Here is a 15,444-nt window from a genome sequence, read left to right on the forward strand (position 1 = left end):
GGCGGGCGAACTAGGCTAGGCGCAACTGGCAGAGGTATGCACGCCGTCGTGCCTCCGATCCCGGTGGTCGCAACGAGCTCCCACCGCCCGCCTTGAGGAATGCGGGCGGTGCTTCCATAAGTGCCGGCCGAAGTTTCCACGAGGCTGCGCGGGTACGCAGCAATCATCGTTGGGATGCTGCCCTTCAACTGGATACCCGGAGCAGCCGTCACGCCCCCGCCGGCTACTACGGTGTGAAGCGTGCGCCCTCCCGGACGAACAACGGCCACGGCGGCCAACGGCGAGAGCGACACCAGGAGGGGACCAGACCTCTGTGCGAGGTCACGACTTATCTCGGCAAGCCTAACGTCCCGGACCGCTGCGTCCCCGCTCCGCAGGGACCGGAGATCCACCACGGTGACGACGGGCCTCGTGCGCCACGTGAGAAAGGCGGTATCACCGACGACGAGGGCTTCGTCAAATGGCTCGGGAGCCGAGGAACCGTAGACTCGGCGCCCGAAGGTGAGGTCAACGACGCTGAGTTCGTGCGCGCCAGAGGTCGCTCGGGAGGACACGACCGCCCAGCGTCCATTCCCATCGACTGACAGTGAGACAGGTGTCCCGGGCACATCGAGATCGGATGAGTTCAGCGGGTCGTCGTAATAGCGCCGGGCAAGTGAACCGTTGACAGTCGTCAACACTGCATCTGGAGTGGCCGCGGTGGGACCGGACAGACTTCCGGCGGAATATCGCGCCAGGTGTGCTCCGGTCGCGCGATCCAGGACCAACGCGCTACCGTCAGGGGCGGCCGCGACGATGCGGGTCGGACCTCCTTCCAGCAACGTCAGATCGCCTGCAGCAAGACTTGCTTCCGTGATGGTCACGCCAGCCCTGTCTAGTAGAACTGCGCGGTGGCTATTCCCGGCCACAATCCAAGTGCGGCCGTTCGGAGCGGTAACGACGGCCCCGACCCGCCCAAGTTGGCGAGCGCGCACTGTCGGCCGTCCCCAAGGAAGGGGAATGGCGAGAAGATCCCCGTGTGCCGCTCGCGAGATCAGGAGCTCTCCAAGCCCGGGGTGAACGGTCCATCCGGCGGGCGCCTCCCCCACCGAGACGATGTTGGACACGATGCGGGAGCTTGCGGGACGGTGAGGGTCGACCACGGCTACACGGTAGTCCGCGTCGAACGACACGACTGACAAACCCGAGAGCGGCACGTCATCGGGGGCAAATCGCCCGGTTACCCTAAGCGACCGCGCCGCGTTGGCGCATGAGGCGTCTTGATTGCGAACGGGCCTCAGCCATGCCACTGGGTTGAGCCCCTTCGGCAGGGCGCCGCCGTCGGTAGGCTCGAACCCAATCTCAACCCGAAACGGCAGGCCGACCGGCACTTGGTCCAGCTCCTTTCCGTCGAGATCTGAGAGCTTGGCGGTGACGGACAGTCCTGCGGTGTCGAAAGCAGCAACTTCGCTATCTTCAGCACCGCTTCCGCTACTCCACGCGATGCAGACACATGCGATGCAGGAGAGCGCTAGGGAGCGCATAGCGCCGCCTCGGCGGAACCGGCCCGAACGCGCATTTGTCCAACGACTCCGCCCGCAACGATGTGCTGGGGCCCATCCCGGTAAAGGAAGTCGGCGGGGAGCCTAGGGGCGCACAGGAAAGCTGTTATTGCCTTTCCCGGTGCAACGAGAGCCGCGTGGTTCGATCCGAACCCAGGCAGCATATCCGCATAGGAAGTCCCCAGCGTGACGAAGACTCTCTGGCGAGCCCTTCCCGACGGGTGAGCCACCCGTATGACCACCTCTTCGGCGGGGCGGGCTTCCAGTGTCGGCGTCGCGAACGGTTTGAACGCTGCAGAGAAGAAATTTCGTGGGAACTCGTAAGCGTTCAAGTTGGTCCGATCCTTTGCATAGTGTCCTAGCCCAAGACCCAGAGGAGCGCTGCGGTACCCGGCCAACCTGCGCGCCAGCGCGGCGGAACGGTAGCTGACGGCCTTCTCGCCCTGATCGTACGAGTCGTCGCAGGGCGCGGGACAATCCCCAAGAGGATGCCCCAGGAAGCCTTGTGGTCCGGGCGGCTTGGAGCGGTCCCAAGGCTTGTCCTTACCCTCGTCATAGCTCCACTCGACAGGTCTTCCCCTCTGGCCGTGCCGCCTCCAATACCTGCTCCAGAGATTCACCCCGTCTTGGTAAACGAGCGAGTGCTCGCGTAGGCGCGTCGCTCTGACCAGAGGAGCGCACGGACTCTCGCCAGGACAGGCCGCCGGGATGGCCGGTATGTCCACGATCTCACCGGACCGGCTCGCCGTCGTCGCCGAGACTTGGAACGGCCCCTCGCCATTGTTGCCCAAGCCTCGCACTGGACGGCCCGGGTAGGTCGCATGCTCCGCTTCGACAACGAGGCTCCCTAGGAGACCGTGAGCGGCATGACCGAGAATGTCCCCGGCAACCCGGATGGGGAGGTTGCCGGCGGCGTAGGGCTTAGCGATCAGGAATGATGGTTGCCGCGGTCTCAGATAATCCGCAAGGCGCCTCGCTACCTCATCGGCGTTCTGGGCGGCCTCGCCATCGGCATCGTCGGCGAAGTCGAGCGGGGTGGCTCCGTGAACGGCACAGAAAAGAACCGTCAGGATCGCGAACTCCCGGTCGGTGCCACAACCGCCAGCACCACGATTGCGCACGGAAACGCCGGAGAGCGGTGCCGGAAGTGGTTGAGCCTGCGGCCAGGACGGCTCGAACATCTTCTTCAGTTCGTCCGCATCCACCGAAAGCGCTCCCGCAAAGAACGTTTGCGTCACCCACGAGTGTCTGGGCAGACATCCGGCTGTGCCCGGACGCGAGCACCGGTCCCAATCTCCTCGCGGAGCGGTTGCCTCCGGAAACAAGGAGGGCGCTTGGTTGACGCCGAATGGAAACGGGACGCCGTTTCGCGGGGTGGTGAGAGAAGCCGGGAGGGTGAATGTCACTCTGCTGGACGACCAAGCGCCCCGGCCGGGCGAGCCTGTCTGCAGCGGGTCCGTATTAAGCGGCACGATGTTCGGCAGAAGCGCGTCCCCTGGGATGTTGCGGACGCCGTCCCCCCTCTCTCGCGAGGAGGGACGCAGCGCATTGATCATGAGGACGTTGACGCAGTCTCCGGCATTCACCTTGAGCACGTACGGCTCCGGCCGGGTCACGCCACGATACTTTTCGCGAAGAAGGTCGAGGATCGTCCTTCGGTCCGGGAGGCGCTGCTGATCTATGATGTCGAAGTAGGACGCTGCCGTAGGGAGGCCGACCGCCCTCCGCAGGCGGTCGAAGGGGAGCGACACGATCAGCAAGCCGTCCGGATCGTAGATCCCGGTCGAGCTGTCGTAAGGCATGCCCGGTGTCCGGATAACGCCGGGAACGCCGCCCCGGTCATGATCGAGGATCTCTCCCGCACGCGCGGCCACCATTATGGTTTCCACTTGCGGCGCAGAAGCGGGACAGACCAGCGGCTGAGAGGTAGCTGTGAGCGGGGCCGCGGCAAGCGGCACGGCGGTCACCGCGGCTGCGCCCGGCGCCGCCGAGTCGCCGCTGGAGCTCGCCCCGCCCACATTCTTCGCGAGTGGCCTCAGACGCTCCTGTACGCTTGAGAAACGGTTCTGCGCGCAGAGATCGATCCGGCTCGGATCCGCGAGGCACGACCCCAGATCTGCCGACGTCGGGCGGTCATAAATCCGGAGTAGGCCCCACGCTCCGTTCCATTTCGCGTCGTGTGAGCCGAAGCTCCAGAGGTAATCCAATGCCTGCCGGAGATCCGTCTCGTCGACCCGGCGCTGCTTGCGGATGGTGTCCCGTGTGAGCGAAGGTCCGGTGTTGGTCTGATTCCGTAAAACGTCCTGCACCCAGGGACGACCCTCTCGGCTACGCTGCGTCGTCGAGGGCTGCAGCACCCGCTCGGGGTTCACGAAGCGGCCGGAGCTCTCGACGAAGTTCGCGGTGCGATCCGTTCCGTAGTCGGACGAGCCCGGGCTGGAGGCGCTGAAGCGCCCACCGACTTCGAAGTGCTCGGAAATCCCGATCTCTTGGGCCGACGTGTAGCCCACCAGATTGTCGCACCGGCTCGCGAGCGCCTCGAAATTCGCCCAGAACGTAGCATTCGGACCGGCCGTCGTCCTGGCTCCAACGAGATCGCGCGGGCGGCCATCGCGAGCGTCTCTGTGCTCGTGACACCTTTCAAAATGTGAGCGTGGCGCCGTTGCGAGACGAGCCAGGTGATTCCGGGCTGTCGGAAAGGTTTGATCGATATTGCGCCGGAAGGAAACGCCCTCGATGTGGAAGGTGTGTTGGACCTCCTGCGCCCCTTGCACCATCCGGAGGAGGACGCGCTCGCGGGCGAATGCCTCGATCAGCGGCGTGCACGGGTCTCCATGCCCTTCGGATCGCGCGCCGGTCCAAAAGCTTCGGAAAGCATTGGACATCTCCCCGAACTCGTCTGAGCGCTGATGACGGACGTTCCCGTGATCGTCCTGAGAGGCTCGGCGAAGCTCGTCGTCCGGGAGCGCTCCGTCAGGAGATGATGTTCTCGAATAGGAGCAGGGATTGTTCGCATAGGGCAGAGGTGAGGTCCCGTTCGGATCTCTCGTTCCGATCCGCAAAGGCAGCGGCTCGTTCCGATAGTTCACGAGATACGGGTCGTGGTGCTTCTGGCTAAATGCTTCCGGGCGTGTCGGACGGGCGACCGGACGCCCGTGCCGTCGCCTCCATTCGAACGTGTGCTCACGAAGGTCTTCGACCTTGTCGGCGAGCTTCGGGTCGGGAGCTAGCTTCTGGAGGGCGGTCATCTTGGACGCGGCGGCCGCCGCGCCGCTCGGGCGATCACAAAGCTTTCCTTCGCGAGCGGGCACACGCTCGTTTGTCTCGCGGTCGGAGCCCGTTGGGGGCGGCGTGTCCCTGTCCGTCCAGCATTCCGCTTCCGAGAGGAGCCGAGCCAATCCCTTCGGGTCCGAACCGCTCCCTTCACGAGACGGAAGTTCCCTTCCTAACTCTTCCCGGCTCTGTCCCCGGCCGTCGTACAAGAGCGCGAAGTCGGCGATGGCGAGCGCGAACTCCCGACTGTTCGGGTGAACAGCTTCAGGTAGAGCACTTTCGCCCGGCTTCGGCCGGCTCAGCGCCTCCACGACGGCGCGCACGCCCACAAGCCTTCCATCACCTCGGACGAGGACTGGGCTGAGAGGCTCTCCGAGTTTCGGGGAAGCGGGAGGATCGACCTTGCCAGGCACCTCGGCGCTGGCCTGCTCCGGACCCGCGAAGCGCTGGACGGAATGGCCACTCGGCTCGATCAGGAGGGCTGCGTAGTAGCCGTGCTGCTGGATGTTGCTGGGGCCGAAGTGGTCGTGCGTGAAAACGGTCCGGAGCGTGCGGTCCGCGGAGCGGCCATCCCCCGTGTTCGACAAAATAGGATCGGCAAACCACCGCTGAACGGTCGTTTGGAAGTAGTTCGACCGGTCGGACCCTTTCCGCCACCAGAGCTGTGCCCCGCGAACACGCTTGCGCGCCGCGGCGATCTTAGACGAGTCGCCCGAGGTCAGAGCGGTTGCGAGTTCCTCCTTCGCCCGTTTGAACTCCCCGCATTCGGCGGAGCGCTCCGCCACCCGTGCCTCGGAACCGGCCGCGTCGATGCCACCGTCATCCGCGCGCGCCGCGCAGATCCTGGCGAGAATCTCGTCAGGCGCGAACGTTCCGTCCTCGTAGTTGAACCCATTGCCCGATCCGTCAGCAGAGGTGACGTCGAATTTAACCAGGTGAATGTGCTGTCCTATGGTATCGGTGGGGACGCGGAGCTGAAAGTCGTCGAGCTCAAGATCTTTCGGTAGCTCGTTCGTATGTCGAAGCTCGATACACTCGCCAGAAAAGCCGCGGAAGAAGAAGGGCTCGGCCCGCGCGCTTCGCCCGTCTTTCCACGCGTCTGCTTGCGACGTAAGCACCGCGATCCGAGCCTGCGGATCGTGCCAGCCGGCGCGGTTCACGGTCATGTCGAATTGCACGGCCGACACGTCGTATCGCCTGAAACCTATCAGGCCCGGGTCCGGCACGTATTCCATGTCCTTGCGGTAGTCGCCTCGCCCCGGATGATCGGTGAGCGCGGGATCGGGGACCTTGGTCAGGTTCGCTTCCTCAAAGGTGTCCCGCAGCTCGGACGTGTTCTCTGTGGCTGCTCGGTAGGTGACGAACCGACGAAAGGGAGTACCCGCTAGCGTACTCGGCGCGCCGCACGGGTCAGCGTACGGCGCTCCGGGCGCCGGAGGAGCGCCGTTCACGCCGAAGCGCGGCGCTTCCGGCTTTGGAGCTCCCGTCAGGGGTGGCATCCAGACCGATGGATACGAGCCGAAGGTTTGCGCCCCGACGTCGTGGCCGAGAGCCGTTTTCAAGGGAAGCGGGCCGAAGGTCCCTCCGGGTCTCAAGCCGTCGTGATGGAACCCCATGGCGTTGCGTTCGAGGCGCGTACCCGCGTGCGGCAACAGCCGTAGTTTCAGATGCTCGTATTCGGAGGTCATGTCGCCGAGCGCGAGCATGCGGGGCACGAGTACCGGCCTCAGAGCTTCCAATCCGGAAGGATCCGTCTTGATCGCCTCCTTCTCCGCCGCGGTCAGCACGCTCGGAAGCGACAGTCCGTCGGTCACTACGTGACGAGGCAGCCCCCCGTCCAGGACACCACCGTCGTCGGAACGCGCCATGTCCAGCGGCGGCTGTGGAGCGCGATGTCCGGCCAATCCTGCGACGTAGAACGGATAGCCGGGCATGCCATCCGCGTTTTCCGGGGTTACCGGCTCGGTCGAATAGGTTGGCAGAAGCGGGGCGGCTTCGCCCGGGACAGGGATCAACCCCGGAACGGGTGTCCCATGCGCCATCCCCGCTCCACTCCAGCGTCCGTCCGGGTCCACGGACCCGAGACGACGTTCTTTGGGCTTCGGGTTCGGCGAGATGGACTGAAGAGGCTCCTTCTGACCGTCCGGGAGCACCCGGGTTCCGTCCTCAAGCACATCGTGCACGCGCCAAAGCGCCCACATGCCTTGTGCGAAATGCGGGTAAAGATGACAGTGAAAGATGGCGTCGCCCGGCGTGCGATTGCGATTGCCGGAGCCCTTTCCATCTTCCCACCAGCTTCGCGCGCCCTGCGGAGCCGCTTCGGTGCCGTGCCTGTCGTGACCGCCATGGTAGATTCGATAGGTAAAGCCCTGTTGTGGAGCTATCGTCTGGCTGTCGAGGTAAGCGCCCCGGTTCTCGTCGTTGCCGGCAAACCATTGATGCGTATGCAGGTGGAAAACGTGGGTTTCCTTTCCTGCGTGAAGGTTCCGGAAAACGACCTTGTCGTTCAAGTAGCTGTGGTGAACGTTCGAGGGGTCGTCCGGATAATGCTCCAGCAGAGCGGGGTCGCCGTTTGCCCAGCTTTCCAAGAAGAACTCTTCATAGAGACATTCCGGACACCCTGCTGCCGGGCCGATCCCCTTGCGGTTCGCGAGCACAATCGCGCCGGCGCCGGACGATCCGTAGTTGATCGCGAAACCGTCCCTGCTTGCAGAAAGCTGGTCGTACTCGTCGAGTTCTTTGAAGGGGTCCGCGTAAAAGGTCTTCAGCTCGTCATGGAAGACAACCGTAAACTCCCTGAACGGGGATCGCGCCTCTTTGTCGAGCCTTGCCGCGGTCCTGAGGTCTTCCCCCTTCAGCGACGCGGGAATGGGGGGAAGCTCGCGGCCGGGATCGGGAACGATGATCGCGTTGAGGTCGCCGTGGACAAGTTCTGCGACCTCGTAGGTCGTCCCGCCTATGTTCTCGGTTCTCCCGCAGGGACGTGCCATCAGCAGGATCGGCATGGCTTTCGCCGCGCAGGGAAATGCACCGGCCCGGTGGTCGAACGCCGCGGGCGCCGTGCTCGCTATGTCATAGACGGCGTTCTCTCGCCGGGAATGGCGAACCGCGCCTTCATCGGTCCGACGCTTCCAGACAGCATCAAACGCGGTGCTGCTGACCTGGCTGCGAAGGGCAAGCGCTCCCTCTCCCTCGACGATGATCGAGCCGAACAGCCCGTGCATAAGCGAGCCGCCGTCGCCCTGGCCGCCCGCTGGCGCGGCCAGGCTGGAGAATAAATGCGTTCCTTCCTGGTCCAGCCGGAATCGGCAGGTTTGGCTGCCACCCGGCTCGATTGCGGAGAGTCCGATGCATGCGGGCGGAATCGAACCTCCTGCCGACGCGATGGGTTCTAAGCCAGGTATCGTCAGCGACACGCGCCTCGTGGCCGGCCAGTTTGCGTCTCCCTCCTTGCGCTCCTCCTGGCTAAGGCCAGCCTCGTCCTCCTGTGGTGCCCGACATTGCTCGGCGAAAGCAGCGCGCTCGTCAGCCCGGGTTGGGTGAGTTCCAGCATCCGGCTGCGGGGACGAACACCAGCTTCGTGTTAGATCCGGTTGGTTATCTCGAAGCAGGTTGGTTAGCGTGATTTCGAGAATATCGCCGACGTTTCCTCTCAGGACGAGCGGGCGAGCCCGCTTGCAATCCTTCAGCCGAACGTGCCCTGGCTTTAGGGCTCCGATGCCAGCCTCGGTTCCGGTCGTGCGGGCGCACTCGTCCGCATTCCTCGCCCCTTTTGTAGAGAGGTCCGACACGTCGCGCCTCAGCGCGAAAATCATGCCGTAGGGATTGAACGATCCGAACCGGTTATAGACCAGGAGTTGGTCGAGTGCGACCACGTGCGCATGCACGATGCGGCGGGACGGCGGCTGCATTGCCGCCGCGCTCGGGGATGACAGCGCGATGAGGGAGCATACTCCAGCGAAGCCGGCGACCACGTTCAGCGATGCAGCTGAAAACCGACACCCCGGGAACTTGAGCGGCCCTGTGCAGGACGACATGTTCCTTGAGCGCTCAGGCCAGAAACACCGCATCTCGTTCCCCCCGCACGAGCCAGAGATCGCCAGCTTCTAACGCCTTACTCCGCCTGACAAGTACGAAATTGCAGCCGAGTTGAATTGTTGAAGGGTCGGAGACCGCAGGGTTCGCAAATCTAAGCAAATTAGTGCTGCATCCTCCGATGCAGTTTACAAGAAGAACCGGCTCCCGTCATTGGCTGAAATTTACGAAACTGGCACGCCCAAGCAGACGAACTCGGTGGATTAAGAGATGATGACGGCACTCAGATTGGTCGCGGTAAGCTGCAGCGGAGCGATGTGGCAGAAGCGTTCGAGTGCTCGCATTCCGGCTACTGGAACGAGCTTTTTCTCTCTGGGCTCGATGAAGCTATCATCATCATCGTCCGGTTTGGCCTCGCAGATTTGAATCCGGTCACGCCGGCACCACAGCGCGAGGCCAGCCATAGATGGTCTGCGACCTAACCCTGCCACGACGCCGGTGGAGGGGCTGGTCGGCCGCCGTCCGTTAACGTCGAGCAGCGTCGTCCAACCCACGCTCGCATGGAGCGTCACCTGGTCGGAAACGACGTTGCTAAGCGAAGTTCGTGTTGAAGCCGTGCGAACCCTCGCCCAGGCCCTTGAACGAGTTGCCGGTTGGCGGGAGGAGGCTGAGCCGCGGTGCAATGGCGGGCAGAACGTCGGTCTCGTACTGCGCCTGATAGCGGTAGTTGACCTGAAGGTCGCCAAAGCCGCTCGGCCGCCGCCCGTTCGGGCGGAGGAACGAGTAGGGCAGCGTGTATGAGAACTGGCGTTCCTGACTTCCGAGGGGCACCTCCTGCGTGAACGACAGGAGCCAGTATCGGCCCTGCTTCTGTGCGTCTGTGATGTGCTGCACCACCCCTGGCTCCTGGTTGTAGGCCTCCTCCGGGAGAAAGGAATTGTCCTGGATGCCCTTCGCCAAGGGCTTGTCGTCGTTATCCTGCGCAGAGGCCGCGCCAAGACAGGCCAGAAGGAGCGCTGCCCCGAGCGCTGCCAATCTCGTCGCCGTGCATCCCATCCACCCGCTCCGGCACCGCCCGTGCGACTCGGCCGGGACGGTACGAAGGCTCGCGCACGATACCAGCATCGAGCAGCGTGCGGTCGTGAGATCGCCCGCCATGCCGGCCACGCAATTTTGGGGCTTGCCTCTCTAGCCGCTAGAGGTCGTAGGGCGAGCGTCACCTGAATTTCGAGGTGCCGCCAGTGACCGAACCCGAGTTGCCCCAGGCCGAGAGCTCACGTCGTTCCCGTTACCGTATCGCAGGCATGGATTGCGCCTCCTGCGCGACAAAAATCGAAAATGCGGTGCGGCGGATTTCCGGCGTAACGACGGTCTCGGTTTCCGCGACAGCGGGGACGCTGACAGTCACACAGGACGGCTCGGTCGCAGATGCAGAGATCGTCAGCGCCGTACAGGCGGCCGGCTACAAGGTGACCGGTCAAGAAGGGGCTGCTTCCACTCACGTTCAACGGCAGGATCACCGGGGCGGTGACCACGACGATGCCGGCGAAGCCGGGCTGCACGGCCATGACCACGACGACTTCGCCGGGCCGTGGTGGCGCAGCCCCAAGGTGCAGCTGACCGCCGCTTGCGGCTTCGCCTTCGCCATCGCCTACCTCCTGGGGCGTGCCTATCCGTCCGTCGACCGTTGGGCCTTCCTGGTCGCGCTCGGCATCGGCCTGGTTCCGGTGGCCCGGCGTGCATTTGTAGCGCTCCGGCTCGGCATCCCGTTCTCCATCGAGATGCTTATGACGGTCGCAGCGGTTGGTGCCGTCGTCATCGGCGCAACGGAAGAGGCGGCGGCCGTCGTGTTTCTGTTCCTCGTCGGCGAGCTTCTGGAGGGCGTTGCGGCTGGACGCGCTCGCGCCTCCATACAGGCCCTGACGAAACTGGTCCCAAAGACGGCACTCGTCGAACGCGGCGGGCGGACCGAGGAGATCCCGGCCGAGACGCTCGTTGTCAGCCAAACCGTGCTGGTTCGGCCAGGCGACCGCATCCCCGCGGACGGCATGGTCGTCGATGGGGAGAGCGGGGTCGACGAGGCACCGGTGACCGGCGAGAGCGTGCCGAAGCGCAAGGGCGTCGACGACCCGGTCTTCGCCGGCACAATCAACGGCGACGGCGCGCTTCGTGTCCGCGTCACGGCCGCCGCCAAGGACAACACCATCGCACGTGTCATCCGGCTCGTTGAGGAGGCTCAGGAAGCAAAGGCCCCGACCGAACGCTTCATCGACCGCTTCTCGCGCTACTACACGCCCGCGGTAGTGATCGTAGCAGCGCTGGTGGCCGTTCTGCCGCCCATGCTCGGTGGGGCGCCCTGGGGCGAGTGGATCTACAAGGGGCTTGCGATCCTGCTCATCGGTTGCCCCTGCGCGCTCGTCATCTCCACGCCGGCTGCCATCGCGGCCGGGTTGTCCGCGGGAGCCCGCCGGGGATTGCTGATGAAGGGTGGCGCGGTCCTGGAGAGCCTCAGCGGGATTACGGTGGCCGCATTAGACAAGACCGGGACGCTCACCGAGGGCCGGCCGAAGGTGACCGACGTCATCGCGTTCGGGAGCTCCGACCGCGAGGTGCTGTCCGTCGCGGCAGCCCTGGAGGCGGGCTCGTCCCATCCGCTCGCGAAGGCGATCCTCGACAAGGCGGCGGAGGCCGGGGTGCCAGTGCCGCCAGTGAGCGAGGCTTACGCATCGGGCGGCAAGGGAGTGGCTGCAAAGGTCGGCGGCGCGTCCGTGTTCCTCGGTTCGGTTGGCGCGGCGTCCGAACGGTCGAGCCTCGACGCTGGGCAGAAAATCCGCATCGAGGAGCTGCGGGGCGAAGGCAGGACGGTTTCCGTGCTGGTCATAGATGGTCGGATCGATGGACTGATCGCGATGCGGGACGAGCCGCGGCCGGATGCGAAAGCCGGTCTGGAGCGCCTGCGCGAACTCGGCATTCGTTCAATCATGGTCACGGGTGACAACGCGCGAACGGCGGCCGCGATTGCGGCGACCCTCGACATCGAGCCGCGTGCGGATCTCCTTCCGGAGGACAAGCAAAAGATTGTGCGCGCCCTGCAGCTCGCGGGAGAAAAGGTTGCGAAGGTTGGCGACGGCATCAACGACGCTCCCGCGCTCGCCGCCGCGAATGTCGGCATCGCGATGGGCGGTGGCACGGATGTCGCGCTGGAGACGGCTGGCGCCGCGGTGCTGCACGGCCGTGTCGCGGACATCGCCCGCATGATCGATCTGTCCCGCCGCACCATGGCGAACATCAGAACGAACATCGGCCTGTCGCTCGGTCTTAAGGCCGTGTTCCTGGTCACGACGATCCTCGGGGTGACCGGGCTCTGGCCGGCGATCCTCGCCGACACAGGCGCGACGGTGCTCGTCACCGCGAACGCGCTCCGGCTCTTGAGCGCGAGGATATGAACGGATGACCCGCTACGCTCTCCTGATCGCCGTAGGCCTCCTGACGCCTGCGTCCGTGTTCGCGCAATCCGTCAAGATCGTCGGCATCGGCGCGGCGCCGTGCACCACGTTCCTGCTACAGGCGTCGTCTGACCCGCGCGCCGGCCGCGAGTACATGGCCTGGGCGCAGGGCTACCTGAGCGGTCTGCTCATCAGGGCGCCCGAGGGAAAGGACGAGAACCTCGATCTCGCCCCGCGGTCATTCCCGGTTCGCAAACAGGCGGAGTTCCTCCGCGTGTACTGCGAAGGGAACCGCGCAGCCGACTTCAGCGACGCGGTCGAGACACTCTACAAGACGTTGCGGGCGCCTCCCGGCTGATCCGGGTTCTCACGGCGAACGCCGTGGAAGCGCCAACGATAATGGCGTGAGCGTGCATCTTGAACCGAATCCGAATGTACAGAGAACATACCTGCGGACCAGGTCAACGATGCCGGGTCGGGTTGGGGCGAGAGTGCTGCGCGCGCAACATGGGCCTCTCGCGAGGGAGCAGAAGCCGCTGAGACAGAGTGCGCGGGCGCATGACAGTCCAAGGTAGCATCGACGTCCGCGGTATCTCGCGGTAGCATGGATCATCTTCAGGAGATTCGGTGTCGCGCACTGCCCGGGGGAGCACGGGTGGGAGAGCGCGCCTTGCGTTGTCGGGTCGGGGGCGGTCCGCATGTCAGCTGGTTTGCGTGTCGTTGGTCAGGAACTCGGGGACGCTCCGCGCGAGGCCGAGGTCTCGCCCCTGTCGCTCGAACTCGTCATCGGTTTGGTCGGCTATGCCGGAGCGGGTTGCTCGACGGCGGCGGGTCGTCTGGAGATCCTGCTGGAAGAGGCAGGTTATCAGGTCGAACGTATCAAGCTGAGCGAGCTCATCGCGCGGCACTCGGGACGGACACCCGGGCCGGTGGTGGATCATGGCTTGAGGGCAGGGCCGGGACGTTTTCAGCGTGCCTGTGAACTTCAGGATCTCGGGGACGGGCTCAGGGAGACCCATGGTCACCGCGCCGTGGCGGCCCTGGCTGTCGCTGAGATCATGGGGCGCCGAGGCTCAGTGGCGCCGGGCGAGCGTAAGCTCGCCTTCATTCTCGACTCTCTTAAGCACTCGGCCGAGGTGGAGCTCCTGCGTAAGGTCTACGACCAATCGTTCCGGCTCGTAGCTGTTCATTGCGAGCGGCCTGCGCGGGAGCGTCGGTTGATCGGCGCTGGGAGGTCGGCTGCGAAGTATGCAGGGGTCAGCGAGCGAGAGGTGCTCGGCTATATGGAGAGGGATGAGAAGGACCAGGGCCGGAAGCATGGCCAGCAGGTTCGGGACGCCTTCTACCTGGCTGACTTCTTCATCGACAACAACGCAACCTCCCACAGCGGCGAGCACCTAAACGCCGACTTGGGGCGCTTCGTCGACCTGCTTCTCGGCTCTGGGTTGGTCCGCCCCACCAAGGGTGAGAGAGCGATGTACCATGCCCATGCCGCAGCCCTACAATCCTCCTGCCTGTCTAGGCAGGTCGGCGCCGCCCTGGTAGCTGCGGACGGAACGGTCGTTTCGACGGGAACGAACGACGTCCCGAAGTTCGGCGGCGGCGTCTACGACGAGGACAGTTCGCCGGATCATCGTTGCTTCGCTTGGGAGTGGACCGACGGCCAAATTCAGTTCACCGGCTGCCACAATCAGCGCCGGAAGCGCCGCCTCCGAGAAGACATCGGCAGTTGGCTCGCCGAGCGGCTTGCCAGCGGGCTCGCGCTCGCCGCTCACCCGATACCGGGCAGCGGATCCGATACCGCAGGTCGGGCTCGTGCCGAGGCTGAGGTGCGCATCCGTGCCTTCTTCGCCGACAACGCGGAGATCATGGAGGAACTGCCCGGCGTGAAGGACATCGTCGAATATTCGCGTTCCATCCACGCGGAGATGAACACGGTGTTCTCGGCGGCGCGGAACGGCATCTCGCCGCTTGGAACGACCCTCTATTGCACCACGTACCCCTGCCACAATTGCGCCCGACATCTCGTCACTGCCGGTGTCGAGCGCGTCTACTACATCGAGCCTTATGTAAAGAGTCTAGCGACGGAGCTCCATTCTGACGCGATCTCGACCGAGGTCAGTTCGGCTGGACTGGGGGCACGACCGACCCACATGGTGGTGGTCCCGTTCACGGGCGTCGGTCCTCGTATGTACGAGGACTTCTTCACCAAGCGTACGGAGGTGAAGAGGCAGGACGGAAGCTACGAAGCACCCTCGCGTGGCTTGCCTGCCCAGGCTGTAAGAATGCGGGAATTGAGAGCGGTCGAGGAACGGGCGGCGGCCTTGGTTCCGGAGGTGCAACATGCGTGACGGCAAGGTACTCGCCTTTCCGGCGGTGGCACGTTCGGTTGAGATCCCCCGCCCAGGCGTGAATAGCGGCTACGAACCGACGCTGTTCGCGTCAGCGCCGGAGGGCAAGGGCAAGATCGTTTTCGTCGACGTCGAATGGTTGGCGGAAGAGACGCTCCTTACGGCCATCGCTCGGAACGGTGTCACAGCGATCCTGGACGTGAGGCCGCGACCTATATTTCCGCGGCCGAAGTTCCGGCACAAGAACGTCGTCCTCTATTTCTTCCAGCGAAAGGTCAGGTACCTCGAATACGCCATGCTACCTCGGGCCACCCGGAGCGGGTTCGAACAGCGAGCGCTGCCATGTAAGGAAGCGGCGGATACGCTCATCGTCGAGGTCCTCAGCCGTGGCCTGACGATGTGCCTCTATGATGAGCAGGCGCGAAAGATGGGCTGGCTCGACGATATCCGGCATCTGGTTCGGAGAGCCGCCGGGTATACGGCCGAGTTGCATCCGCGGTCGTTGTCGGGGTTCCAATACTCCCATTCCTCGCCGAAGGCTGGGTTCGAGACGAGGGAGGAGGCATAGGGCATCGTCGGCGGGCTCCCTGGCTTGTCGATCTCACGACTGCGGTGAGAACACGTTCTTCGAGGTAAGGGGATCGGACCCACCGCGACGTTTGGCTGGCAAATGACGGAATCAGCGACTGGGAAACGGGGCGAGCACTGAGACAGATGTTGCCGACGGCGTCGAACCACGGCTGTTTCGGAGGATAGTAGTGAACAGCCACCCGGCCCGACAGCGCCGCCGAAGGCGCC

7 protein-coding genes are annotated in these 15,444 nt (G+C 64.6%); 4 read left to right on the forward strand and 3 right to left on the reverse strand.

Annotated elements, in window-relative coordinates; translation table 11 throughout:
* Positions 1-1,510 precede the first annotated feature (1,510 nt).
* The 3 genes from HJG44_RS17865 to HJG44_RS17875 all read right to left on the reverse strand — a co-directional run bounded on the left by HJG44_RS17865 (position 1,511) and on the right by HJG44_RS17875 (position 9,905).
* Positions 1,511-8,725 (reverse strand): cupredoxin domain-containing protein, encoded by a 7,215-nt coding sequence (locus HJG44_RS17865; RefSeq protein ID WP_171219698.1) that lies wholly within the window; start codon positions 8,723-8,725, stop codon positions 1,511-1,513.
* A 387-nt stretch (positions 8,726-9,112) separates the two neighbouring features.
* Positions 9,113-9,313 carry a hypothetical protein gene (locus HJG44_RS17870; protein ID WP_171219699.1) on the reverse strand — a complete coding sequence of 67 codons (201 nt, stop codon included), beginning with the start codon at positions 9,311-9,313 and terminating at the stop codon, positions 9,113-9,115.
* A 127-nt stretch (positions 9,314-9,440) separates the two neighbouring features.
* Positions 9,441-9,905 (reverse strand): hypothetical protein, encoded by a 465-nt coding sequence (locus HJG44_RS17875; protein ID WP_171219700.1) that lies wholly within the window; start codon positions 9,903-9,905, stop codon positions 9,441-9,443.
* Positions 9,906-10,090: 185 nt separating this feature from the next.
* Between HJG44_RS17875 and HJG44_RS17880 the strand changes: the two genes are divergently transcribed.
* From HJG44_RS17880 to HJG44_RS17895, 4 genes are all read left to right on the forward strand, one after another.
* Complete coding sequence (locus HJG44_RS17880) at positions 10,091-12,295, forward strand: heavy metal translocating P-type ATPase (RefSeq protein WP_346767197.1); 2,205 nt, start codon at positions 10,091-10,093, stop codon at positions 12,293-12,295.
* Between the two features lie 4 nt (positions 12,296-12,299).
* The gene (locus HJG44_RS17885; protein ID WP_171219701.1) at positions 12,300-12,653 is read left to right on the forward strand and encodes a hypothetical protein; all 354 of its coding nucleotides are present in this window, start codon (positions 12,300-12,302) and stop codon (positions 12,651-12,653) included.
* A gap of 340 nt (positions 12,654-12,993) precedes the next feature.
* Complete coding sequence (locus HJG44_RS17890) at positions 12,994-14,646, forward strand: anti-phage dCTP deaminase (protein WP_171219702.1); 1,653 nt, start codon at positions 12,994-12,996, stop codon at positions 14,644-14,646.
* Positions 14,639-15,214 (forward strand): hypothetical protein, encoded by a 576-nt coding sequence (locus HJG44_RS17895; protein WP_171219703.1) that lies wholly within the window; start codon positions 14,639-14,641, stop codon positions 15,212-15,214. The genes HJG44_RS17890 and HJG44_RS17895 overlap by 8 nt, the downstream gene beginning before the upstream one ends.
* Positions 15,215-15,444 lie beyond the last annotated feature (230 nt).

This window comes from Enterovirga aerilata, from assembly GCF_013044135.1.
GTDB classification, from domain to species: domain Bacteria; phylum Pseudomonadota; class Alphaproteobacteria; order Rhizobiales; family Beijerinckiaceae; genus Enterovirga; species Enterovirga aerilata.